This is a genomic window from Thalassotalea psychrophila (genome assembly GCF_031583595.1).
Lineage (GTDB): Bacteria > Pseudomonadota > Gammaproteobacteria > Enterobacterales > Alteromonadaceae > Thalassotalea_A > Thalassotalea_A psychrophila.
On sequence record NZ_CP134145.1, the window covers coordinates 668399 to 693000 of the forward strand.

22 protein-coding genes and 1 other RNA gene are annotated in these 24602 nt (G+C 38.0%); 14 read left to right on the forward strand and 9 right to left on the reverse strand.

Features of this window, described 5'->3' with window-relative positions; translation table 11 throughout:
* Positions 1 to 10: 10 nt before the first annotated feature.
* Genes RGQ13_RS02870 through murA form a run of 4 tightly spaced genes read left to right on the forward strand, consistent with a single transcriptional unit; the run spans position 11 to position 2613 of the window.
* Complete coding sequence (locus RGQ13_RS02870; RefSeq protein WP_348392052.1) at positions 11 to 727, forward strand: ABC transporter substrate-binding protein; 717 nt, start codon at positions 11 to 13, stop codon at positions 725 to 727.
* 2 nt (positions 728 to 729) lie between these two features.
* Complete coding sequence (locus RGQ13_RS02875; protein WP_348392053.1) at positions 730 to 1035, forward strand: STAS domain-containing protein; 306 nt, start codon at positions 730 to 732, stop codon at positions 1033 to 1035.
* Between the two features lie 32 nt (positions 1036 to 1067).
* Positions 1068 to 1325, forward strand: a complete 258-nt coding sequence (locus RGQ13_RS02880) for a BolA family protein (RefSeq protein WP_348392054.1) — start codon at positions 1068 to 1070, stop codon at positions 1323 to 1325.
* Positions 1326 to 1347: 22 nt separating this feature from the next.
* A complete protein-coding gene (murA, locus tag RGQ13_RS02885; RefSeq protein WP_348392055.1) occupies positions 1348 to 2613 on the forward strand; it encodes a UDP-N-acetylglucosamine 1-carboxyvinyltransferase in 1266 nt (421 codons plus the stop codon).
* Between the two features lie 128 nt (positions 2614 to 2741).
* Here murA and RGQ13_RS02890 read toward each other — a convergent pair whose 3' ends face one another.
* The 3 genes from RGQ13_RS02890 to RGQ13_RS02900 form a co-directional block, all read right to left on the reverse strand.
* Complete coding sequence (locus tag RGQ13_RS02890) at positions 2742 to 3803, reverse strand: trypsin-like peptidase domain-containing protein (RefSeq protein ID WP_348392056.1); 1062 nt, start codon at positions 3801 to 3803, stop codon at positions 2742 to 2744.
* A gap of 158 nt (positions 3804 to 3961) precedes the next feature.
* Positions 3962 to 5311 carry a Do family serine endopeptidase gene (locus RGQ13_RS02895; RefSeq protein ID WP_348392057.1) on the reverse strand — a complete coding sequence of 450 codons (1350 nt, stop codon included), beginning with the start codon at positions 5309 to 5311 and terminating at the stop codon, positions 3962 to 3964.
* Positions 5312 to 5474: 163 nt separating this feature from the next.
* On the reverse strand, positions 5475 to 5927 hold the full coding sequence (locus tag RGQ13_RS02900; RefSeq protein WP_348392058.1) for a YhcB family protein: 453 nt from the start codon (positions 5925 to 5927) through the stop codon (positions 5475 to 5477).
* Positions 5928 to 6089: 162 nt separating this feature from the next.
* Between RGQ13_RS02900 and zapE the strand changes: the two genes are divergently transcribed.
* The 8 genes from zapE to RGQ13_RS02940 all read left to right on the forward strand — a co-directional run bounded on the left by zapE (position 6090) and on the right by RGQ13_RS02940 (position 12830).
* A complete protein-coding gene (gene zapE, locus RGQ13_RS02905) occupies positions 6090 to 7205 on the forward strand; it encodes a cell division protein ZapE (protein WP_348392059.1) in 1116 nt (371 codons plus the stop codon).
* A 512-nt stretch (positions 7206 to 7717) separates the two neighbouring features.
* Positions 7718 to 8146, forward strand: coding sequence for a 50S ribosomal protein L13 (gene rplM, locus RGQ13_RS02910; protein WP_348387251.1), 429 nt, complete (start codon positions 7718 to 7720; stop codon positions 8144 to 8146).
* A gap of 3 nt (positions 8147 to 8149) precedes the next feature.
* Positions 8150 to 8542 (forward strand): 30S ribosomal protein S9, encoded by a 393-nt coding sequence (rpsI, locus tag RGQ13_RS02915; protein ID WP_348387250.1) that lies wholly within the window; start codon positions 8150 to 8152, stop codon positions 8540 to 8542.
* A gap of 403 nt (positions 8543 to 8945) precedes the next feature.
* The gene (gene petA / locus RGQ13_RS02920) at positions 8946 to 9536 is read left to right on the forward strand and encodes a ubiquinol-cytochrome c reductase iron-sulfur subunit (RefSeq protein WP_348392060.1); all 591 of its coding nucleotides are present in this window, start codon (positions 8946 to 8948) and stop codon (positions 9534 to 9536) included.
* Entirely contained in the window at positions 9536 to 10801 is a 1266-nt protein-coding gene (locus RGQ13_RS02925; protein WP_348392061.1) for a cytochrome b, read from the forward strand. The genes petA and RGQ13_RS02925 overlap by 1 nt, the downstream gene beginning before the upstream one ends.
* Positions 10801 to 11550 (forward strand): cytochrome c1, encoded by a 750-nt coding sequence (locus RGQ13_RS02930; RefSeq protein ID WP_348392062.1) that lies wholly within the window; start codon positions 10801 to 10803, stop codon positions 11548 to 11550. The genes RGQ13_RS02925 and RGQ13_RS02930 overlap by 1 nt, the downstream gene beginning before the upstream one ends.
* Positions 11551 to 11774: 224 nt before the next feature.
* Positions 11775 to 12416, forward strand: a complete 642-nt coding sequence (sspA, locus tag RGQ13_RS02935) for a stringent starvation protein SspA (protein WP_348392063.1) — start codon at positions 11775 to 11777, stop codon at positions 12414 to 12416.
* A gap of 18 nt (positions 12417 to 12434) precedes the next feature.
* A complete protein-coding gene (locus RGQ13_RS02940; RefSeq protein WP_348392064.1) occupies positions 12435 to 12830 on the forward strand; it encodes a ClpXP protease specificity-enhancing factor in 396 nt (131 codons plus the stop codon).
* 79 nt (positions 12831 to 12909) lie between these two features.
* On the opposite strand, the gene RGQ13_RS02945 is transcribed toward RGQ13_RS02940, so the two are convergent.
* Genes RGQ13_RS02945 through RGQ13_RS02960 form a run of 4 tightly spaced genes read right to left on the reverse strand, consistent with a single transcriptional unit; the run spans position 12910 to position 16417 of the window.
* Positions 12910 to 13473 (reverse strand): BON domain-containing protein, encoded by a 564-nt coding sequence (locus RGQ13_RS02945; protein ID WP_348392065.1) that lies wholly within the window; start codon positions 13471 to 13473, stop codon positions 12910 to 12912.
* A 25-nt stretch (positions 13474 to 13498) separates the two neighbouring features.
* Entirely contained in the window at positions 13499 to 14089 is a 591-nt protein-coding gene (locus tag RGQ13_RS02950) for a phosphoheptose isomerase (protein ID WP_348392066.1), read from the reverse strand.
* Positions 14089 to 14475, reverse strand: a complete 387-nt coding sequence (locus RGQ13_RS02955; RefSeq protein ID WP_348392067.1) for a YraN family protein — start codon at positions 14473 to 14475, stop codon at positions 14089 to 14091. Before RGQ13_RS02955 ends, RGQ13_RS02950 begins: the two co-directional genes overlap by 1 nt.
* Entirely contained in the window at positions 14459 to 16417 is a 1959-nt protein-coding gene (locus RGQ13_RS02960) for a penicillin-binding protein activator (protein WP_348392068.1), read from the reverse strand. Before RGQ13_RS02960 ends, RGQ13_RS02955 begins: the two co-directional genes overlap by 17 nt.
* 163 nt (positions 16418 to 16580) lie before the next feature.
* Here RGQ13_RS02960 and rsmI point away from each other — a divergent pair, with 163 nt between their 5' ends.
* Positions 16581 to 17429: a 16S rRNA (cytidine(1402)-2'-O)-methyltransferase gene (rsmI, locus tag RGQ13_RS02965; protein ID WP_348392069.1), complete on the forward strand. Its 849-nt coding sequence runs from the start codon at positions 16581 to 16583 to the stop codon at positions 17427 to 17429.
* Positions 17430 to 17506: 77 nt separating this feature from the next.
* An RNA gene (gene rnpB / locus RGQ13_RS02970) (RNase P RNA component class A) lies at positions 17507 to 17913 on the forward strand.
* A gap of 71 nt (positions 17914 to 17984) precedes the next feature.
* On the opposite strand, the gene RGQ13_RS02975 is transcribed toward rnpB, so the two are convergent.
* Positions 17985 to 19298: a malic enzyme-like NAD(P)-binding protein gene (locus RGQ13_RS02975; RefSeq protein ID WP_348392070.1), complete on the reverse strand. Its 1314-nt coding sequence runs from the start codon at positions 19296 to 19298 to the stop codon at positions 17985 to 17987.
* Positions 19299 to 19474: 176 nt separating this feature from the next.
* Complete coding sequence (locus RGQ13_RS02980) at positions 19475 to 24550, reverse strand: PAS domain S-box protein (protein ID WP_348392071.1); 5076 nt, start codon at positions 24548 to 24550, stop codon at positions 19475 to 19477.
* Positions 24551 to 24602: the final 52 nt, after the last annotated feature.

Genomic DNA, 24602 nt, shown 5'->3' on the forward strand with positions numbered 1-24602 from the left:
GGAAAAAATAATGAAGCAATTATTAGTTAAGTTTTCAGTAATATTATTAGCATCAATGAGTTTATTTACCAGTGTAAATGCCGCCGAAGTAAGTAAAAAAGATCCGTACGTGATGATAGAAGAGGTATCTAAAATCACCTTTGATCGCTTTGCTCGAGAAGAGAAGGCCATAAAAGCAAACCCTGAACTACTAAAAGATATTGTTCGCGAAGAACTCATGCCTTATATATTTTTTCAATATGCGGGGCTAAAGGTCTTAGGGAATTACGCTAGACCGAAAAAAGGAGCTTCTAAGCAGGAAATTGCAAGCCATAAAGAAGATGTTCGTGCTTTTTTATTAGCGTTTCGAGAGTATTTAATTACCTCTTATGCACAAGTATTTACGCTATATGAACAACAGCGTGTTGAGTTTGAACCAGCTAAAAAAATAGACAAGCAAAAAATTGTGATGGTTGGTGTTGATATTATTGATGATAATCGTCCCGCAATTAATATCAAATTTAAAGTTAGAAAAAACTCAAAAACTAATGAGTGGCAAGCGTTCGATTTAGTTGCTGAAGGTATTAGTTTGCTGGATGCAAAGCAAAAAGAATTACGTAGTATTTTAGCCCAAAATGGTGTTGTAGAAGTTACCGAAATGCTTAAAGTTAAAAGTGCACGTAAGATTGTTTTCAAAAAAGATGAAGATGTTGATGCCAAGCTTAAAGAACAAGAGACTGGTGATTAATTGTGCCTACTCAATTTAATATAAACATTATTTCAACTGAACAATCTGCGTTAACAGGACATTTAACTCGGCAAAGCATTGCCGGAAAACAAGAGCGTGTTTTTGCAAAATTGACCAAAAATAAATTACAAGAGATTGATTTATCACAGGTAAGTAAGTTTGACACAGCAGGTTTAGCGTGGCTGCTCGCATTAATTGAATATGCAAATAAACAACAAACTGAAATTACTTATTCCCAAGTACCTATGGAATTAGTTAAACTCGCAAAACTAAGTGGGGTTCAAACCCTATTACCCATTTCAGCTTAATAGCAACAACTTAAAAATAATGGAGAAATTAAGTGGACGTTTCAGATATTGAAAACATTCTTAAAGAACAACTTACGTTGGATGATTTACACGTAACCTTTGATGGCTCTCAATGCAAAGTAATCGCGGTAGCTGATATGTTTGAAGACATGAGTCGAGTTAAAAAGCAACAAACTGTATATACACCTTTGGCTGATGCTATTAATTCAGGACAAATTCATGCAGTAACCATTAAAACGTTCACTAATGCCCAATGGCAACGTGAAAAAATGTTTAATATCCCATCATAAAATAATTAGAACGAGCAAACCTTTGGAAGCATTTCGTATAAATAGCGGTAATAAGTTACACGGTGACGTTACCATCAGCGGCGCAAAAAATGCCGCCCTGCCTATCCTTTTCGCGACAATTTTAGCTGAAACACCTTTGCAAATAAGTAATGTGCCAAAGCTCAATGATATTGAAACAACAATAAAGCTTTTAGCAGAATTAGGTGCAAAAGCTTCATGGTCTGCAGATAACACCATAGATTTTGATGCAAGTAATATTACTAATTGTTTAGCTCCGTATGATTTAGTTAAAACCATGCGAGCGTCAATTTTAGTTTTGGGGCCATTATTAGCTCGCTTTGGTCATGCTGAAGTCTCATTGCCAGGCGGTTGTGCTATCGGTGCGCGTCCAGTCGATCTACACATCCAAGGCTTGAAGTTAATGGGCGCGGATATCACCGTTGAGAATGGCTATATCGTAGCTAAGAATGATGGTCGTCTTAAAGGTGCGACTATCTTTATGGATGCGGTAAGTGTTACCGGTACAGAAAACTTGATGATGGCCGCAGCTTTGGCTGAAGGAACTACCGTCATTGAAAATGCTGCACGTGAGCCTGAAATTGTTGACTTAGCAAATTTCATTAATGCAATGGGCGGCAAAATAACAGGCGAAGGAACAGATACGCTTACTATTGAAGGTGTTGAAAGCCTAACTGGCGCTGACTACGCAGTAATGCCTGATAGAATTGAAACAGGGACTTTCTTAGTTGCTGCAGCAGTTACCGGGGGAAAGATACGTTGTCTAAATACGGATCCTAGCTCACTAGATGCTGTTCTTAGTAAATTACAAGAAGCAGGTGCTATCATAACCACGGGTGATGATTGGATTGGCTTAGAAATGAATGACAAGCCTAAAGCGGTCAATATTCGAACGGCACCGCACCCAGCATTTCCAACGGATATGCAAGCTCAGTTTGTAACTTTAAATACAATAGCTGATGGTACTGCAACAACCGTTGAGACAATATTTGAAAATCGTTTTATGCATGTGCCTGAGCTTCAACGTATGGGAGCAAATATTAAATTAGAAGGTAATACTGCAATTTCTGTTGGTGTTGAACGATTGACAGCTGCACAAGTTATGGCAACAGACTTACGTGCCTCTGCCAGTCTGGTAATTGCTGGTTTAGTCGCAAGTGGTGAAACAATTGTCGATCGTATCTATCATATCGATAGAGGGTATCAACATATTGAAGATAAGCTGCAAAAACTCGGTGCAGACATTAAACGATTTACTATTGAAAAGTAACACTCTAACTCTTCAGTATCTGCACAAAAAAAAGATTGCGTCAGCAATCTTTTTTTTGTATTTTGCCTAGTTCCTAGTTCCTAGTTCCTAGTTCCTAGTTCCTAGTTCCTAGTTCCTAGTTCTTAGCTCTATTCTTTATACTCTAATATTTTAACCGGCACTGTCATTAAATTACTTTGACGATATATAGAAAAATTAAGGATAACTCCAGGGTCTGTTTCAGCAACAATATCTAAGGCATGGTTAATACTAACGATATCTTTATCGTTAATCTTAAATACGACATCATCTTTTTGTAAGCCGGCCAAATCCGCAGGACTATTTGCTGTTAGACCTCCTATCACAAAGCCTTTTAATTGCGGATTATATTGCTGAGAACTTACTCCAAGCCAACCTCGAACAACACGACCATTACTGATTAATTCCTGCATAACTTTTGCGGCGAGTTTGTAAGGTACAGCAAAAAATATACCTTGGATGTTGGTTTGCGGATTCAGTCGTGTAAATTGTGCAGAAGTAATACCAACTAAATCGCCATTTGAATTAACAAGGGCACCACCCGAATTACCATCATTTATGGCTGCATCCATTTGTAAAAACTCTCTATAGCTTGTACTACTTAGTCCTGTACGACCTGTAGCGCTAATTATCCCCTGAGTTACTGTTTGACCTAGATTTAATGGGTTACCAATTGCTAGTACCACATCGCCAACTAAAGGCACTAAATTCTCATCAACAGAAATGACTGGCAAATTGGTTGCTTGAACTTTTAAAACTGCTAAATCGGTAAGTTCATCACTGCCGATAAGCTCTGCACTTAATTCGGTACTATCTTGCAAAACGACGGTAATAATATTGGCATTTCTAACAACGTGGTAGTTGGTTAAAATATAACCGCGTGAGCCCATTATTACGCCAGAACCTAATTTTACTCGTTGGATAGAACGGTTTTGATAACGTTTATCGTCTTCGATTGTTTCTGAATAAATATTAACTACAGCTGGTGCAGCTTTAGCTACAGCGCTAGAAAATGATATAGGTTTAGGCTTATCATTTACAGGAGAAAAGATATTGAAGGAGAGATTATTACCATCACGCAAATCAGGTACTAATATTAGTAAAACTACAGCGGTTAAAAGCCCGTAACTGGTCGCGCGTAAAATATAAGTAAGAGCAGGAATAAGTTTCAAAATGTGCGACAAAATAGAGTGATTGATGCATTAGATACTAGCACTTATTTTAAAATGAACAAAGCGAACTTTAGTTATTTATAGTTGTTGTACAGGTACAAATTTTAAGCCATCCATGGCAATTTGCCTTCCCTCATCCATGAAGTAAAAAAATAGTATTAGCGCATCATTAAATAAAGCTCGGTATTACCACGCATTACATTTAATGCAACAACTCCTTTTATATCTTCGAGAGCATCTCTTAAAGCGGCTAAATTATCAACTCGCACACGATTTACTCCGGCAATAATATCACCTTGAGTTAATCCGACTGCAGCAGCAGGGGAGTTCTCCGCAACATCACTAACAACTACGCCTGTTCCTTTTGTATTGGAACTTAGTTTTGCACCTTTAAGCATTGGGTGTAGGTTTGCTGCGGCGATGTTCGCGTCAGGTGCAGCCTTTAATGTTACTTCTACTTCTTTTTTATCACCATCACGAATTAACGCTATCTGAACCGTTTTTCCGGCACCTATTGAACCTATTTTTCCACGCAATTCATTAAATGAACGAACCGTTCGGCCGTTAACTTCAACAATGATATCACCAGCTTTAATACCCGCTTCTTCAGCGGCCGATTCTGGCGCAACTTGGCTGACAAAACCACCTTGGTTAATATCTAAATCCATAGCTTTAGCAAGCTCTGCGTTTATCGAATTACCAGTAATGCCTAATACGCCACGCCTTACTTCACCGTGCTCGATAATTTGCTCTACCAGGTTATGCATCATGCTTGAAGGGATAGCAAAACCAATACCAACATTTCCGCCGCTAGGGCCAAGAATGGCTGTATTAATACCAATGAGTTCACCGCGAAGATTCACTAATGCACCACCAGAGTTACCACTGTTAATAGCGGCATCTGTTTGAATAAAGTCTTCGAGTTGTTCTATATTTAAACCACTGCGGCCTAAGGCACTTACAATGCCGGATGTTACAGTTTGACCTAAGCCAAAAGGGCTACCAATAGCGACGGCAAAATCACCTACTCTTAAATCATCAGAATTAGAAATTTTAATTTCTTTTAAATCTTCAGCTGAAATTTGCAATAAAGCAATATCACTTTGCGCATCGCTGCCAATTTTTTTTGCTTCAAATTGACGACCATCTTTAAGGTTAACCAATATTTCATCAGCGTCATCGATTACGTGATTGTTAGTTACGATATAACCTTTTTTAGCGTCAATGATCACTCCAGAGCCTAGTCCTCTAAAAGGACGTTCTTGTGCTTGTTGGCCGCGGCGTTGACCGAAAAAGAATTTGAACGGATCTTGGCCTTGTTTAACTTCATGGGTACCAGCCACAGTAATACTAACTACTGCTGGCGTTACATGTTCAAGCATTGGTGCCAAAGAAGGCATTTCTTGTCCATCAACTTGCAATGGTAGGGCGGCGTTTGAATAAGTAGGCAAAAGGGCTAGTGCACCAACTAACAGTGCGACAGGGGTTAAAGAAAAGTTTATTTTCATTTGTTGAGACTCCAAAAATTATTTCCTAAATATTGATATAAGATCAAATATTTAAATTTCAATTTTTAAATTTAGATCAGTTTAAAAAAACTGATCTAAAGATATTAGCAAGGTTGCTATTAAAGACTCAACAGTAAAACTAAAGTTCCCAAACAGGAATTAATTAGCTTGGGCTATTTGTAACAATTTGTTTGTTATCATTAAATAGTCCGCTTGGATCACTTGAGTAATCTAAAGGAGCTTCAGTTAATTGCTCTGTTTTTCTAGAGCGTGAAGATTTCACTTTTTGCGGATTTGAACGGATTTGTGCTTCAGTCTCTTTCGAGAAAAATGGCATGGCATTAGTTTCACTATTTGCTTTGTTAAGTAATAACGTACTTTTTTCCATTTGCGTCATAGCTGTTTTACACGTTTCGTTCATCTGCGCAAGCAATTGTGCTGAGCTATCAAGATGAACAGCAACTTCTTGCTTATATTCTTCAAGTGAAGTTTTGCTTTCATTCACTTGTTGCTCTAATTTGTTGTAGTCTTGCTCAGTAGCCGATAATTTTTTACTAATAAAGAAGCCACCAATAGCACCGATAACAGCACCGATGAAAAGATAAAGAAATTCCATAATGTTTCCTTTTGAATATATTTGAAAAGGGAATGTTGAGATAAAGATGCCAAAGCCAATCTTATTCTCTTATAATAGCTGTAAATTTAACGTTTCACATCACTTAGTCGGTATTTTTTTGTAATTTTTCAATGAAATACAGCATAAATAGTAATATATAGCATGATCAAGTTAACACCTTACCAAAAATACCAACAAGATCTTGAGCAAGACGGTTTTGCTTTTGATGCAGCTCAAGAAAATGCCGTAAAACATTTACAGCGTCTGTATGATGATTTGCAAACTAAACCGTTACCAGTAAGTGGCTTTAAAAAAGTTTTAAAAGGTTGGGTTAAAACCTACGGTAAAAATAAACAGCAAGCCGTGAGAGGCATATATTTCTGGGGCGGTGTCGGCAGAGGCAAAACCTACCTGGTTGATACATTTTATGATTGCTTACCATTTGATAATAAAATGCGAGTGCATTTTCACCGTTTTATGCATAGAGTTCATGAAGAGCTGAAAGATTTAACTGGTCAGTCTGACCCATTAAAGATCATTGCGAAAAAATTTGCGGCTGAAACCTGCATCATTTGTTTCGACGAGTTCTTCGTTTCTGATATTACTGATGCAATGTTACTTGGCACTTTATTTGAAGAGCTGTTTAGCCATAATGTTACTTTAGTTGCTACTTCAAATATTATTCCTAATGACTTATATCGCAATGGTTTACAACGAGCGCGTTTTCTACCCGCAATTAATCTAATTAATGAAAACTGCGAAGTGGTGAATGTAGATAGCGGAATTGATTACCGACTAAGAACATTAGAGCAAGCCGAAATTTATCATTTCCCTCTTGATAAACAAGCCGAAGAAAATTTGCACCTGTATTTTAAACAACTTTCTGTAGAGGAAGGGCATACGGGTAAAGACGTTGAAATAAACAACCGTTTATTAACGACCATTGAAGAATCAGATGGTGTCGTTCATTTTGAATTTAATCAGTTATGCGAAACTGCCCGTAGTCAAGGCGACTATATGGAAATAAGCCGAATTTATCATACCGTTTTATTGGCAAACGTTACTCAAATGGGTCGTGACAGCGATGATAGTGCTCGTCGCTTTATTGCTATGGTTGATGAATTCTACGAACGCAATGTAAAACTGATCATATCAGCAGAGGTGACTATGGACAAACTTTATACTGATGGTGGTTTAAATTTTGAATTTAAACGTTGTTTATCAAGATTACAGGAAATGCAATCACATGATTATTTAGCGTCTGAGCATTTGCCATAGACTTTAGAAACGATAAACGAAGAGGCACAATACGCGACTGGAGGCCCCGTTCAACAGCATAACGGGATGACGGCGTATTTTTCTAATATATGTACTCACCGAAATAGAAACAGTACAACGTCACCGATAGAGAACGTTCATCCATGAACCTATCGGCATTAGTATATCCATATACGTCATTCCATCACGAGCACTAGCGAGATGTGGGACCTCCATATTTGACAGCGAGCGCAATTCTATACTCCTGAATTTCGTCTCCTACCTCTCGTTTCTAACCACTAATTATAAAAAGAATTGTATTTATTTGTTTTTCGCACAAATAAATACAATTCTTTTGCAAATATAGGTGATCTTTTATTCATTTATCTATATAATTCGCGGCTCCCAACGTTACAACGCTTGAAAAAGCATCAGGCTCGATACTCGAAGGGGTAATTGCGTAGTCTATTTAAACCGATAATCAGATAACTGATTATTAATTTATGTAACTTTATTTAAAATGGGTTTCTTTAATGAAAACTTTTACAGCTAAACCAGAAAGCGTTCAACGCGAATGGTTCGTAGTGGACGCCGAAGGTAAAACTTTAGGCCGTATCGCTACACAAATTGCTACTATTTTACGTGGCAAGCACAAACCAGAATACACTCCAAGTGTTGATGTAGGCGACTATGTTGTTGTTATCAATGCAGACAAAGTTAAAGTAACTGGTAATAAAGCGAAAGGTAAAATTTACTACTCGCACACTGGATTCGTTGGTGGCCTTAAGCAACTAAGCTTTGAACAGCTTGTTGAAAAAGCTCCTGTACGTCCTATCGAGTTTGCAGTTAAAGGCATGTTACCAAAAGGCCCTCTAGGCCGTGACATGTTCCGTAAATTAAAAGTGTATGCAGGTGCTGAGCACATGCATGCTGCACAACAACCTAAAGTTTTGGAGTTATAGACAATGGCTGATAATCAATATTACGGTACTGGTCGTCGCAAGAGCTCTGTAGCTCGTGTGTTTATGAAAGCTGGTAACGGTGCAATCACAATTAACAATCGTGACATCGAAGTTTACTTCGGTCGTCCTACTGCTCGTATGGTTGTTCGTCAACCTCTTGAGTTAGTAGAAATGGTTGAAAAATTTGACCTTAACATCACTGTAGTTGGTGGTGGTATTTCTGGTCAAGCTGGTGCAATCCGTCACGGTATCACTCGCGCATTAATGCAGTTCGACGAAACTTTACGTTCTAATCTACGTAAAGCTGGTTATGTAACTCGTGATGCTCGTAAAGTTGAACGTAAGAAAGTTGGTTTACACAAAGCACGTAAACGTCCACAATTCTCAAAACGTTAATTTTACCGTTTGTATATGCAAAAAGCCGACATTTATGTCGGCTTTTTTATTTTTGCTTAAACAATATTGTTTAAACAAAAATTAATATGCCTTTGGGAACTTTAAGCCTGAACTATTTTATACTCTCTTTCTACTATCACCTTATTTTCTCCGTTTACTCTGCATTTACATTATTATAAATAATTGGCCTTAATTCTCATTAATTAGTGAGGTTGCTATAAGGTTTTACCTTGTAATAAAAGCGCCGTTTCATTATCATAGACAAAAATTTTTTATACATTTTGTCGTATATAGTTACCTTTGAGTAAAAATTGATGAGATGTGAGCAAAACAGCTGGTTAATTTACTGATTCGGCTGATAAAAATAAAATTTAAAACTATGTCTAATAATTGGAGAAATGAAATGAGCAATGCGCCCGTGAATAACGGCCGTCGACGTTTCCTGACAGCTGCTACTTCGGTAGTTGGTGCTGTAGGCGTTGTTGGTGCAGCTGTGCCATTCATCGCTTCCTGGAATCCAAGTGCCAAAGCTAAAGCTGCCGGCGCTCCAGTTGAAGTTAATATAAGCAAAATTGCTATTGGTCAGATGATTCGTGCTGAATACCGTGGTAAACCTGTGTACGTCGTGCGTCGTAGTCAAGACATTATCGATAACTTAGGTGGCCATGAAGATCAGTTACGTGATCCAGCTTCTGCTGAAGAACAACAACCTGAATATGCTAAAAATCAATATCGCTCAATTAATCCAGAGTATTTGGTTGCTGAAGGCGTTTGTACTCACTTAGGTTGTGCTCCGACTTATCAAAAAGGTAATTTCTCAGAACAAGTTGAAGGCGTAGATTACGGTTTCTTCTGCCCATGTCACGGTTCTAAATTTGATATGGCTGGTCGAGTATTTGCCGGCGTTCCTGCACCACTTAACTTAGTGGTACCTGAGCATTCATTCCCATCAGCAGGTACCTTAATGATTGGTATCGGCAAAGGAGACGCGTAATGTTTGCAAATTTTATGGCTTGGATTGACGCACGTTTACCAGTAACAGATGCCTGGAATAAACATTTAGCTCAATACCCTGCACCGAAAAACTTTAACTTTTGGTACTTCTTTGGTTCATTAGCAATGTTAGTACTGGTTAACCAAATCGTAACAGGTATTTGGTTAACGATGAACTATGAACCATCAGGTGATGGTGCATTTGCATCAGTAGAGTACATCATGCGTGATGTAGATTACGGTTGGTTATTACGTTATATGCATTCAACGGGTGCTTCAGCATTCTTTATTGTTGTTTACTTGCATATGTACCGTGGTCTTATGTATGGCTCTTACCAAAAACCTCGTGAATTACTGTGGATTTTCGGTATGTTAATCTACTTAGTCTTGATGGCCGAAGCCTTCATGGGGTATTTATTGCCTTGGGGTAACATGAGTTACTGGGGCGCACAGGTAATTATTTCACTGTTTGGTGCAATACCTGTTATTGGAGATGAATTAACAACTTGGATCCGTGGTGACTATGTTATCTCTGGCGCTACGTTAAATCGTTTCTTTGCATTACATGTTGTAGCTTTACCATTGGTATTAGTTGTTCTTGTTTTCTTGCATATCTTAGCGTTACATGAAGTTGGCTCTAATAACCCTGATGGCACTAACATTAAGAAGAAGAAAGGTTCTGTTCCAGAAGAAGAGAAAAGCAAATTTGAATTCCACGAAGCGTACTCTGGTAAGTATGACATCGTAGATGCTATCCCATTCCACCCTTATTACTCAGTAAAAGATATTATGGGTGTTGTTGGTTTCTTATTTTTATTCTGTTGGGTTATGTTCTTTATGCCAGAAGGTGGTGGTTACTTCCTTGAGGCGCCAAACTTTACTCCAGCTAACGGCTTAAAAACACCTGAGCATATTGTGCCGGTATGGTATTTTGGTCCGTTCTACACCATTTTAAGAGTTATTCCTGACAAACTTATTGGTATGTTAGGTATGTTTGCGGCAATTGGTATGTTATTCGCTTTACCGTGGTTTGATCGTGGTATTGTTAAATCTTTCCGATTCCGTAGCAAAATTCACTTTGCCAATTTAGTACAATTCACTATCTGTTTCATTGTGTTAGGTGTGTTAGGTACTATGCCTGCATCTGAACTTGCAAACTTAATTGGTCGAATTGCAACACTTGGCTATTTTGGTTTCTTCATTGCGCTTTGGTTCTACTCAAAAGACGAGAATACTAAACCAGTACCAGAAAGGGTGACTAAATAATGAAAAAAATAATAATTGCTCTGTTTACTTTAATTCCGACATTAGCATTTGCTGCAGGTGGTGGAGCACCACTTGAACACGCAAATAATGATATTACGGATAAAGCATCATTACGTAATGGTGCAGAAACGTTTATGAACAACTGTTTAGGTTGTCACGAGTTACAATATCAACGTTACAATCGTACGTTTGCCGACTTAGAGATCGATGAACAAGAAGGCATTGACACGTTAATGTTTACTGGTGAAAAAGTTGGTGATCATATTACTAACACTATGCCTAAAAAAGAAGCTGCTGCTTGGTTTGGTACTGCGCCGCCTGACTTAACGCTTGTTACTCGTTTTAGAAGTAGCGATTGGTTATATACCTACCTTCGTTCTTTTTATAGCGATAGTGAACGTCCATTTGGCGTAAACAACACAACATTTAAAGATGTTGGTATGCCACATGTGTTTCAACAGTTACAAGGTGTACAAGAGTTAACCGCTGATGCTAAAGCTATGTTACAATTGCCTTTAGCGGAACAACGTCCTTTAGCTAATTCTGATTTAGTTCTTACTCAACCGGGTACTTTAACCCCGGCTGAATATGACGTTGTTGTTCGTGATTTAGTTAACTTTTTAGAATATACCGGTGAGCCAAGCAAAGTTGAGCGTCATCGTTTAGGTTATTGGGTACTTGGTTTCCTAGTAATTTTATTCATCTTTAGTTACTTATTGAAGAAAGAATATTGGCGCGACGTGCACTAATTGTTGTACATCAATATTAGTTCGTTAAAATAATTTTATTGGGGCTATACTATTAACGTATTTTTACGTTAAAAGTAATCAGCCCCTTTGTCGTACTTATAGCTTATATCTGTTACATCTAGGGTGTTAACGGAAAAATAGATAATAAGTACAACGTGTTATACAGTAGTAATAGCAATTAGCTTAATTGCTATTAAACTTTTTAAACATTCTTTGGAGGATATATGGCTGTAGCCGCTAATAAACGCTCTGTCATGACCCTGTTTTCACATGCCGATGATATGTACAGTCACCAGACTCGTATCGTACTTGCTGAAAAAGGTGTAGGTGTAGATATTCATTTAGTTGAAATGGACAATTTGCCAGAAGATTTAATTGACTTAAATCCATATGGAACAGTACCAACGTTAATCGATCGTGAACTAGCTTTGTATGAAGCTAAGATCATTATGGAGTACTTAGATGAGCGTTTCCCACATCCACCACTAATGCCTGTTTACCCAGTTGCCCGTGGTCGTAGCCGTTTAATGATGCACCGCATTGAAAGCGACTGGTATAGCCTTGCAAAAACTATCCTTAATGGTAGTGCCGATGAAGCTGATAAAGCTCGTAATGATTTACGTGAAAGTTTATTAAGTATTGCTCCAGTATTAAACGAAGCACCTTACTTTATGAGCGAAGAATTTAGTTTAGTAGATTGTTACTTAGCACCATTGTTATGGCGTTTACCTGCATTTGGTATTGAATTGTCAGGACAAGGCAGCAAAGAGCTGAAAAATTACATGTTGCGTGTGTTTGATCGTGAATCATTCCAAGCGTCATTAACTGAGACAGAACGTGAATTACGTTTTGGTCGTCCAGCTTAAGCTCGCATGACAGTTGAAATGACTTCGAATAAGCCCTATTTAATTAGGGCTTTTTACGATTGGATCCTTGATAACGATCTCACTCCATACATTGCAGTTGATGCCAATTATCCAAATGTAATGGTGCCTGAGCAATATATTGATGATGGCCAAATTGTACTTAATGTTGCCCCTGCTTCTGTAGGTGCCATTTCCATGACAGGTGACGTGATTGAGTTTAGTGCTCGTTTTGGCGGTAAAGTACAAAATTTATATGTACCTTTTGAGGCTGTAGGCGCCATATACGCAAGAGAAAATGGTGTTGGTTCGTCTTTTCATGTTGAATACCCTGAAGAGGGGGAGGAAGCCATTGAACAAGTTGAACCCGCTAAGCCTGAGAAGAAGGGTAAGCCTACTTTGTCGATCGTAAAGTAATAAGTTAAATAACTTTGACTAGAACACAAAAAAGCCGGTTGTATGACCGGCTTTGTTATATTCAATATAGTTAATTGCGCTACATTGTCTGAAACGCTTTATAAACGCGACTAACTCCATTCACATGGCGTACAATATCGACTGCAATATTACCTTCATTAGCTTTAACTAAACCCATCAAGAATACTTCTGAATCTTCAGTTACGACTTTAATCGCTGTGCCATCAATTTTGTCAGAAGCAAGTAGCTCAGTTTTAACTTTTGTGGTTAACCAAGAATCATTTGTACGAGTACCAAAGGTAGTCTTATTGGCGATCCTGATTTGATTATGAACTTTACGAATGCCTTGAATGCCTGAAATAATGCTGATCACTTGGGTTCTTAATGCTTTATTCGGAGATTGCCCAACGACCAAAACTGTGCCATTCAAACTCACTACTTGGACACGGGTTTGTTCTTCTAACACTTCATTTTCTGCAATTAAACTATGCGCTTTAACTTCAATTGATTGATCATCAACTTGTGAGCCTAAAGTACGGCGATCATTAATAGACGCTGCACCTGCACCAATACCTGCAACAAGAGCGATGGCACAACCTTGCAATAAGGTTAAGCTGATTATTACAATAGCGAGCTTTTTCATTGTTATTCTTCTTCTCTGTGAGTAATTAGCTTTCTGCTTGTGGGAAAAGAGTCGTATCAATAATTTCACATAAACAGTGGATTGCTAATAAATGAACTTCTTGTATACGAGCTGTTCGACCAGATGGAACACGAATTTCTACATCATTTTCACCTAGTAATCCAGCAATTTCGCCACCATCATTTCCGGTTAAGGCAACAATCTTCATATCTCTGGCAACGGCAGCTTCAATTCCTTTGATTACATTTTTAGAATTACCACTGGTCGAGATCGCTAGTAAAACATCCCCACTGTTCCCTAATGCTCTAATTTGCTTAGAAAATATTTCTTCATAACTGTAATCATTAGCGATTGATGTAATCGTTGAACTGTCAGTAGTTAGCGCAATAGCAGGTAAACTAGGGCGTTCGGTTTCATAACGGTTTAATAGCTCAGATGAAAAGTGCTGAGCATCGCCAGCCGAACCACCATTACCGCAAGTTAAAATTTTGTGGCCGCCTAATAAGCACTCCACCATTACCATTCCACCTTTCTCGATGGCGATAGGAAGTTCTTCGCTTGCCGCAATTTTTGTTTCGATACTTTCGCGAAAATTATGTTTTACACGTTCTAACATTATTCAACTCCATAAAAGGCATTTTTTAGCCAGGTAATTTCAGTGGATGTAGCGGGCCCTTTAATACTTACTACATCAAACCTACAAAAGGTATTATATTCATTCAAACCATGTTTTTGCAGATATATTTGCGCTGTTTTACAAATTTTTTTCTGTTTAGATGCAGAAACCATCTCAGAAGGCTCTCCAAAGTGAGTAGATTTACGGTATTTGACTTCAACAAATACCAGAAATTCCTTATCTTGCATAATTAAGTCAATTTCACCTAATTTACAACTGAAATTCCGCTCAATTAGATTCAGTTTCAGCGTTAACAAATAATCTAAGGCCGCTTGCTCATAAACGTCACCTTGATATTTTGTTGTTACGTTATTGCATTTCAACATTTTGTATCCGTGAAGTGCGATACTTTCCCCAGGATAAAGTTCTACTAATAATACCATTTGCATCCATCTGTAGAGTTCCTGTTTCCCCTTTATGTCTTAACATCGGGACAAGTTGCATAGCCTTTACTTTATCTACTAGTTGTAGAGCATCTATTCCCATCGCATAAATACGTTCAAGTTGACTACTTCTGTTTGGCCATATCTGTTTGGCATCAGCCGACATTAACGGGTTGACTTGTTTCATCGGTAAAAGCCACGGGATTTCAGTGAAGGTTAAACCATTAAGATCTCTGCGAGTATTTCTGTCAATATCAACATTGTAACTTCTTGAGCTAGCATACATTGGAATAGCGTTAGCAAAAGGGCTTATATTCACATCAATATAAGGTTTTAACAACCGCGCTTGATCAGGTGTGGCGAACATATAAATCATATCAACATCACGTCGATTTCTAGCTTCGGCTTTTACGTTTTCTTTTATTCTGTTACGCAATAAATAAATGCGTTCGTCTGATAGGTTTACATCTAAACCCTGTTTAACAGCCTGTTGCATTTTATTACCTGTTGGATAGTAAATAATGCTGGCGTCACTGCTCGTTTGCTTCTGCCACTGCTCAGCAAAGCTGTTCGCCATTCTTTTACCTATGGCAGTATTTTGGCTTAAAATTAACGCTGATTTAAAACCTTGTTGGCTGAGTGAAAAAGCAGCTTGACTTGCTTCATCTTCAGGTAGCATAGACAAAGCAAATTGGTTTTTACTTAAAAATGCATGTTCAGGTAAATTTAACAATAAAGTAAACCAGGAGTGTGATTCTTCTAGAGGAAAATTTTGCAAATCTTCATCAGTTACAACACTTTGTTCCGTTATAGATTCTTCAACCCCTTGGCTTATTATAAACTCGTCGTTTACTAGTTCTGTCTCAGTAATATCTGTTTGTTGCTGGTTAGTCGCTAAGTAGCTGTCTACATGCTGCTTTAATAATGGCCCAATAACAAAGTCCGGTTTGATGCTATGCAATTGATCAACAATATCAGTCATTTCATCGCTATTTGTATCGATAAATGTTAACTGTCTTTCTGGGTGTGTCTGATAAACGGCAATAATACCTGCTTGAATAGTTTTGCCTAAAGGTGCCTCTCTACCTGATAAAGGAACTAACACCGCGATATTTTTATAGCCTAATGAGTTCTCTATTTCTAATACCGAAGCAATAAGATCTGGAGTTAATAAATTGGCTGGGTGTTGCTTATTGCTTTTTTGCCATTTTTTTAGAGAAGAATTTAAATTAGCGGATTTATAGCCATTATTTGCAACTATATCAGAGTATTCTAACCAACCGTTGAGATCAGTAGCGCTACGTTTTGTAAGTGCGTGCTTTTGCCAAGGAGTTAATTTACTAAATAGTGATGATAAATAAGCTGCTTCATCTATAGATTGAACAGGGAACTGTTGGTGATAATCTAAGAAGCTAATAATGCCATCAACTAGCAAATCTTGTTGTACATTTAGGTTAGCTTGTAAAAATAATTGTCTTTTAACTGGTGAGTCGGTTTCAATTTTAGCAAGCTCAAGAGCTGCTAAATCGGTGTAACCTAATTCAAATAACGCTTCGGCAATATTTAGTTGATTATAGTTATATTGGCCTTTAGTGAGTTCTAGCTTACTTAATTCAATACTTATGTGCAGTGCTTGTTCAAGTTGTTGTTCATAAATAAATTTGGCTGAGGCCTGTAAAAGTAAAATAGTCGATTGATTATTACTTTCATTACTTGCAGCGGATAGTAGATCTAGAGCAGATAATTCGCTGTCTTCAATAACTTCTATTTCAGGTGTTACCGGTTTGGAAACCTGCTTGCCTGATGTTTTATCAGAAACGGGTGTACTACAGCCGTATAATAACGTTAGAACAGATAAGGAAAGTATTAAAGAAACGTTTTTCATTGAACTCTTTATTTTTATCACCGGCAATTGGTCCGTCTATGTAATTAGTATGATACTTGCTGTTATCCAAAATGAAGGTTTTATAGTGAATGACAACAGGTATATAATAAACCGCATGCTCACTGTTGAGCAATAGCTGTGTTCAAATGGTATCAATATATTTATGAGTCAAATCACTGTTAATTCTAGCACTTTTTATGTGGTAGCAACGCCAATCGGCAATTTACTAGATCTTAGTCAACGAGCAATAGATGTACTTAGCCAAGTAGATATTATTGCCTGTGAAGATACGCGCCATACTGGCAGGCTATTGTCAGCCTACAATATTAAAAATAAAACATTATCATTACACGATCATAACGAACGTCAACGCCAGGAATACATTGCTGATTTACTCAAGCAAGGTAAAAGCATAGCACTTGTTTCTGATGCCGGTACGCCACTTATTTCAGATCCTGGTTTTCATGTTGTAAGACACCTTAGAGAACAAAACTTACCGGTAGTTCCTGTACCAGGTGCGTGCGCAGCAATTGCTGCTCTATCGGTTGCCGGGTTACCCACCGACAGGTTCACTTTTGAAGGCTTTCTGCCGTCAAAATCGGGCGCACGTCAAGCAAAGTTAAGTGAGCTTGCCAGTGAACCAAGAACTATGGTGTTTTATGATTCACCGCGCCGGGCAATAGATACCGTCCAAGATATTAATGATGTATTAGGTGGCGAACGCCAAATTGTGATTGCCAGAGAGTTAACCAAAACCTTTGAAACCATTCATGCAGACACTGCTGAAAACATTCTCGCCTGGCTCAATGAAGACTCAAATCAATTAAAAGGTGAAATGGTACTTATTATTGAAGGCGCGCATATTGATCCTAATGATATCCCTGAAGTCGCGATAAAAACCTTAAAGCTTTTACTTGCAGAGATGAAGCCTAAAACGGCCTGTGCTATTGCTGCAGAAATACATGGTGTAAAGAAAAATGCTTTGTACCAAATCGCATTAGAGCTTAAATAAATGAAAAACCGAGGTCAGAGTCAAGTTTTTAAATAATAACTTGACTCTGACCCCGGTTTTTCAGGTACAATCCCCGCCGAGTTGGCCAGACAATCGCTGCTTAATCGTTGTATCTGATGCGCAAGTTGACGATAGACAGATTAAGGGGAGGAAAGTCCGGGCTCCAATGAGCAGGGTGCCAGGTAACGCCTGGGGGGCGCAAGCCCACGACAAGTGCAGCAGAGAGAAGACCGCCGATGGCTATTCGTAGCACAGGTAAGGCTGAAAGGGTGCGGTAAGAGCGCACCGGGCGGCTGGTAACAGTCCGCAGCAGGGTAAACTCCACCCGGAGCAAGACCAAATAGGGTTCCATTAGGCGTGGCTCGCGTTGGAACCGGGTAGGTTGCTTGAGCTATAGAGCGATTTATAGCCTAGACGAATGATTGTCGCCTTTAGTATTTATACTGTAGGTAACAGAACCCGGCTTATACGGCCAACTCACTAATTTATAGAAAGCCTGATTGACGAAAGTTGGTCAGGCTTTTTGTTTTTAAATGCTTAAACAAATACTAATAGCTAAAGATACTCATTTTTTTGTTTTATTGCGGCTTGATATACCGCTTCGGCAACTTTTTTATGAGCATTTTTATTTAAAGAGGCCGGTACTAGAGCACCATCTCTTGCTAAGTTTGATAGCGTTTCAGATACGGCAATTTTCATTTGATGGGTTATATTAATAACCCCCGCATCTAATGTACCTTTAAATAAACCGGGGAAGGCAAGCATGTTATTTACAACTTTACCGCAAGTAGCAAAGAGAGCACCATTTTCAAGGGCAACATTTGGTTCAATTTCCGGATCTGGATTTGTTAGTGCCATAATGATCTGACCTTCACGAACCATTTCAGGTTTTATTAGACCTTTAACTCCTGTTGTGGCAACAACAACATCAGCTGTTTTCATTACCTCATCAAGGCTCATAGGTGTACCGCCTAAGGATCTTAATTTTTTCTGAGCTTCTTCACTTAGATCGCAGCCAACTACTTGCTTAACTCCATACTCAGAAAGTAAATTGCAAATTCCCATACCGGCAGCGCCTAGGCCTATTTGACCAAAGACTTTATCTTTTAAATCTACATCGATTTGTTTAGTTGCCGATAATAAAGCCGCCAATACGACCATTGCGGTGCCGTGTTGATCGTCATGAAATACTGGTTTAGGTACTCGGTTTATTAGCTCGTCTTCAATGGTGAAACACTCTGGAGCTTTAATATCTTCCAGTAATATTGCACCAAAAGATGGAGAAATCGCTTCAACAACCTCGATAATTTTAAGCGGATCTTTTTCTTTAATTAAAATTGGTACGCCGGATAGACCAACTATTTCAGCTAGTATTGCAGCCTTACCTTCCATTACCGGCAAACCTGCTTCTGGTCCTATGTCACCAAGCCCTAAAATTGCAGTGCCATTGGTAACTATTGCGACAGTATTTTGGATATTGGTAAATTCTTTTATTTTACTCGGTGTATGTTGTATTGCTTGGCAAACTCTAGCAACACCTGGTGTATATACATCACGGAGAATTTCCAATGAGTCGATGCTAATGCGTGATACTGTTTGTATTTTTCCTTGCTTATGGCGGTTAAATACACGATCTGACTTACCTGTAATAAAGGTATCTGGTAATAAATTGATTTGCTCAAATAATGACTCGATGCTTAATGAATCATCATATTCGACAGTGACTTCCCAAATAGTATCTTTATCCAGTCGCCGAACTGCGTTTAAGCCTTCAACGGTTGCGCCAAACTCACCAATTACACCTAATACCTTTGCCATATAACCAGGCTTGTGTGGAGCTTCAACTAATAATATTTCTACAATGCGCATCGGAAAACCTCGTACCACTTACTAATAAATATTTAAGAAAACAACATATCAGGTATGGCTAGCTTAGGCGAGTTAAAACAATGCAATTATTAAAGAACATTATTATAAGAAAATATATAGTACTTTGGTCATAGATAAAGATCAGTAAAAGGCTGTCGTGTCTTCTGTATAGTTAGTTACTTCTCGATCTTCTGATTAACCAAATTGCTTGCTTGATCATAATCATACCCTTCGATAGCTAAACGTAATGACTTGAACCAACCATTGGAATCAATTGTTCTTAAACTCGCTTCTTGCTCATTGATAAAGTCGACTGTTTCAGTGTCATAATCGATGAGCATAATGGCAAGCTTTCTTAAAATAGGTTGTACGTCTATGTCTGTTTTTGTTGTCTGCATAGGTTGTTTAGGTTGTTTATGTTGGTTTGCTTCGATTATCGGCATTAATTCAGCTAAAACTTGGTCGAGCTTATTTTCAACATCTTGAACGCTTCTACTCGTTACTTGTTTAGTTGCTGATTGAGCCTCTAGTAATTCAGCAGCTTCAAGTAGCTGTTTAGCACCAATATTACCAGCTAGGCCTTTCAATGTGTGTGCTAAACGAGTTGTTAACTCTGTATCATTTTCGTCTAAAGCACTATTGAATTGTTCTATAAAGTTTTGTTGTCCCTCGCTAAATTTGACTAACAGTTTTAGATAAAGCTTTTTATCAGCCATTGTTCTTGTTAAACCATCATCTATATCAATGCTTTGCAATGAATCAGGCAAAGAAATAGTTATTTTCTGTATTGGAGCATCTAAATTTTCTACTTGTTGATTTAAAGGCTTAATCCAATTGGCCATAATTTGAAACATAGAAGCGACGTTAATTGGTTTTGGAATATGATCATTCATCCCGGCAGATAATGCTTTTTCTCTATCTCCCGCCATAGCATTTGCGGTCATCGCAATAATTGGCAAATTAGAAAATTTAGGATTTTCTCTAAGTTTTTGGGTTGCCGTATAACCATCCATTACTGGCATTTGGCAATCCATTAATACACCATCAAAAAATTGTTTTTCAATCATTTGGATTGCTTCTAAGCCATTGTTAGCAATACTACAGTTAATGCCATTATTGGTTAACAATCCCACAATCAATTCTTGATTAACTTCATTGTCTTCAACGGCTAAAATTTCTGCGCCTTGCAATAAACTAATGGCATCTTTAGATTTATCTCGGCGAGAGTTAATAATTTTGCTATCCGAATGTATAGCACCCAAAGAATCTACAATTGCATCATTTAACGACGAAGTAGTCACCGGTTTAGTTAAAATGGTTGCTACATTCAACCCGTCTGTTTGCATCTTCAATTCTTCACGGCCATAAGCTGTCACCATGAAAATAGTCGGAGGATGTTTTAAATTGAGTTTATTTTCAATTATCGTGATGGCTTCAACGCCATCCATAGTTGGCATTTGCCAGTCCATCAATACCAATTCGAATGGTTTATGCAAGTCAGAATCTTTAAGTCGTTCGAGGCCCTTAGCTGCATTTTCCGCAGTTACAACTTCATAACCTAACGATGCTACCATTTTAGAAAATATCTCCCTAGCGTGAGCGTTATCATCAACAACTAACACTCGATTAACTTGCTTCGCTGGGATCAGTTCCTTTATAGTACTTTCTTGTTGACGATTGAATGTTATCGCAAATGAAAATGTACTACCTTTGCCAATCTCACTTGCAAGTGAAATTTTACCACCCATTAAGCGAACTAGCTTTTTAGAAATGGCTAGACCTAAACCTGTACCACCATGCTTTCTTGTTGTTGAGGCATCAGCTTGGGTGAATGGTTGAAATAACTTGGATTGTTGCTCTTCGGTCATACCTATACCGGTGTCCTCAACGGAAAACTTCAATTCAACGTATTGTTCATTAACAAACTGATTAGTGATATTAAGAACAACTTCCCCTTCAGATGTGAATTTAACTGCATTATTCGCAAGGTTGATTAAAATTTGAGTTAAGCGCAACGGGTCACCTTTAAGGTTCATAGGCAAGCCCGCTTCAATATCAAATAATAATTCTAACTGTTTTTCTTCTGCTTTAATGCTGACAAAGTTAGTGAGGTTTTCAAGTACATCCCCTAAATTAAAATTGATGTTCTCAATATCTAATTTTCCGGCTTCTATTTTAGAAAAATCTAAGATGTCATTAATAATACCCAGCAATGATTCAGCACTGCGGTGCACCTTATCAATATAATTACGTTGTTTTCTATCGAGTTCTGTTTCTAAAGCAAGATGGGACATGCCGATGATGGCATTCATTGGTGTACGAATTTCGTGAGACATATTAGCTAAAAAGTCAGATTTAGCCTTGTTGGCATCCTCGGCAATTTGTTTTGCTTGCTCATAATCAAGTTCTAATCTCTTACGTTCAGTAATATCAATATGTACACCAGAAATGCGGGTTGGAACGCCCTGTTCGTTAGTTTCTGTAGTACGACCAATATCCAATATCCACTTATATTGACCATCTTTACAGCGAATGCGGAGTTCATGCTTGAATTCTTGGTTATCAGAGGTAATATATTCTCGCATGTATTGCTCTGCTTTTTCACGGTCATCAGGATGAACAAGCTCTCGCCAGGTTTTTAAGCCGCCTTTAACGAACGACCATTTTTTATCCTCTTCCATGATTTCATTAGGCGCATAACCTAGCATGGTAGCCCACATAGTATTAACTCGAGCATTAACTTTTTCCGGGAAAAACTCCCATAAACCGATGCGAGCACCGTAAGTTGCAGCATCTAATCGTTCTTCACTTTCTTTTAATAGTTGTTCTTGTTGATGGCGTTCGGTAATGTCTCGAATAACTCCAATAAAAACTTTTTGTTCGCCTAAAATTCCGGCTTTAACAGATAAATCCATTGGGAAAATTTCACCATTTTTGCGCTTGCCGTTAACCTCTCGTATTTGATCAACAACAGTTGATGATTTTTTCGCATTATAACCTTGAAGAATATCATCATGTTTTATGGCAATATTTTCGGGCTGCAGCATGTTGATGTTTTGGCCAATAACTTCATTCACTTGATAGCCAAATATGCGTTCAGCTGCAGGGCTGAACTCTTGCACAATTCCTTCTTGGTCAATAACTATAATGCCATCACCAACACTTTCTAGAATTGTTTTGAATCGAATTTCACTGTCTTTTAATTCGGCTTTAAGTTGCTCTTGTTCTGTTATATCTACAATTGAGCCATCAAAGTAACTTCTATTTGCCTTAACATCTGTAAGAGTTGTAGCGCGAAGTTGAACAATATGGACGTTTTTATGATTATCATAAAGCCTGAATGTTGTAGAAAACGGTTTACCACTGTTAATTGATGACTCTATCTGTTTATCTACTTCAAGCCAGTCTTCTGGATGTGAGATTGAGCTTATAGCTCTGGTTGGATTGTCTCCTAAGAAATCATCAGGATCAAAGCCAGTGATCACCTTTATTTTATCGGTAATATATAATAACGGGCTGTGCTCTCGCCAATTTTCAAAAAGTTCATAACGAAATACCGCGCCGGCCAAGTTAGATACCATAGAGCGAAATTGGTTTTCATTTTCAGATATTTTAATTAATGCTTCCTCTCGTTCAGTAACATCTACTAGAGAAAACCGAACTTCTTCATTATTAGTATCTGGTACGGCAGAGGCGGCAATCTTTAATTCTTTGCCTTCGGCGTTAATTATGGTGATATTTACGTCGTTACCAGTAGTGCCATCACAACCGGCTTGAAAAATGTTTAATCCTTCTTTAGCGCCATCATCTGCAGGCAACAAGTCTTGCCAATGTAATTCATCAAATTGCTCTTTTCTGTAACCGGTTAATTTTGCAAATACTTTGTTGTGTTTGCTGAACTTGCCATTGTGCAGTACGGTGGCATGGGCAACAGGAGAATTTTGATATAAATCCCATAAACGACTTTCTCGATCAGACAATTCTTTGGTGCGCTCTATTACTCGGCCTTCAAGGTCTGAATTAGCTTTAATTAAACGATTGTTTATGCGTTTTACAATGTTGGCTGCAATATTAGCCAACAATAACGTTAAAACAATTATTGTGAGTAACACTGCCGCAATGGTATAGCGCAGCTCGTTATACCCCGCTTGTACTTCCGCAAGATCTATTTCTGAAATAATGCCAAAGCCTAGACCTTCATTCCATTGCCAAGCTCCCATAACATCTTGACCTCGGTAATCTCGATAGCCAGCACTATTTTGCCCTTGCTGTTTACTGATAACTTGTTCAGCACTTAATGTTAACGGCCTTGTGCTAGTATCATTTGAATAGGGTGAATCTATAGTGAGTTTGTAACCAGGATCTCGTAGTTCTATACTCAAAATACTTGACTGACCACCTTTTAATAAACCTATTTTAGCCAGTTGTTTTTCAAAGCGGCTGGCAGAAACTAATAACCCCTGATCATTTACAAAATAGGTTTCACCAGATTTTCCTACTCGGCCACTTGCTGCAATTCTAAATAATTCTTTATATGGGTTAATTCGTATGGCAAAGACCGAAAATACTTCACCTTGCTTATTTATTAGTGGGCCAACAATAAACATTGTAGTGTTATGTGAGCCTAAACCTTTTTGTAGTTTGTGTAATGAAATATCACTAATGATTGGTGGAATAACAACCGTTTCGCCACTAAATGCTTTTGCTAAAAGGTCGGGCTTTTGTTGGTAGATTAGATTTAATTCGCCTAAGTTTTTATCTCTTGATGAGCCGAAATTTGCAAAATCTTTGGAAATAATAAAGAAGCCAACGTGTTTATATTCTTCCGGCAAAGCATTGTAATTATCTCGTAATTTATCTAAATGCGGATTGTCTTTTAAAGTTGCTTTTGGAGAGTTAATAAGTTTTTCGGCAAGAGTGATATTTTCTTCGTTCTCGGTAAATACATGTAGTGCAGCGATGTGGCCTTCATGCCATGCATCTAGCGATGAATTTGTAGTTACAACAACTGTTTCGAGAGAAGCAACAGCTTGTTCCTTAATTTGCTGGTTAATTTTATCTAGACCATAAACAACAATGACTGAAATGATCAGTAAAAAAATCCCTACAGCACCTACCACTAATTGTTTTGACTTCTTGTTGCCTAGTAAGTCTGCTATGTCTTGTTGTGTTTGTGAACGTATTTTTTTTATAACAAAAACAAGCAGTGCAATAAGCAATATAATGGAAGCAATGAGCGATTGGCTAAACATAAAGAATAACTTCTAATTTAAATAAAATTAACTAATTAAGTTAATCATAGCA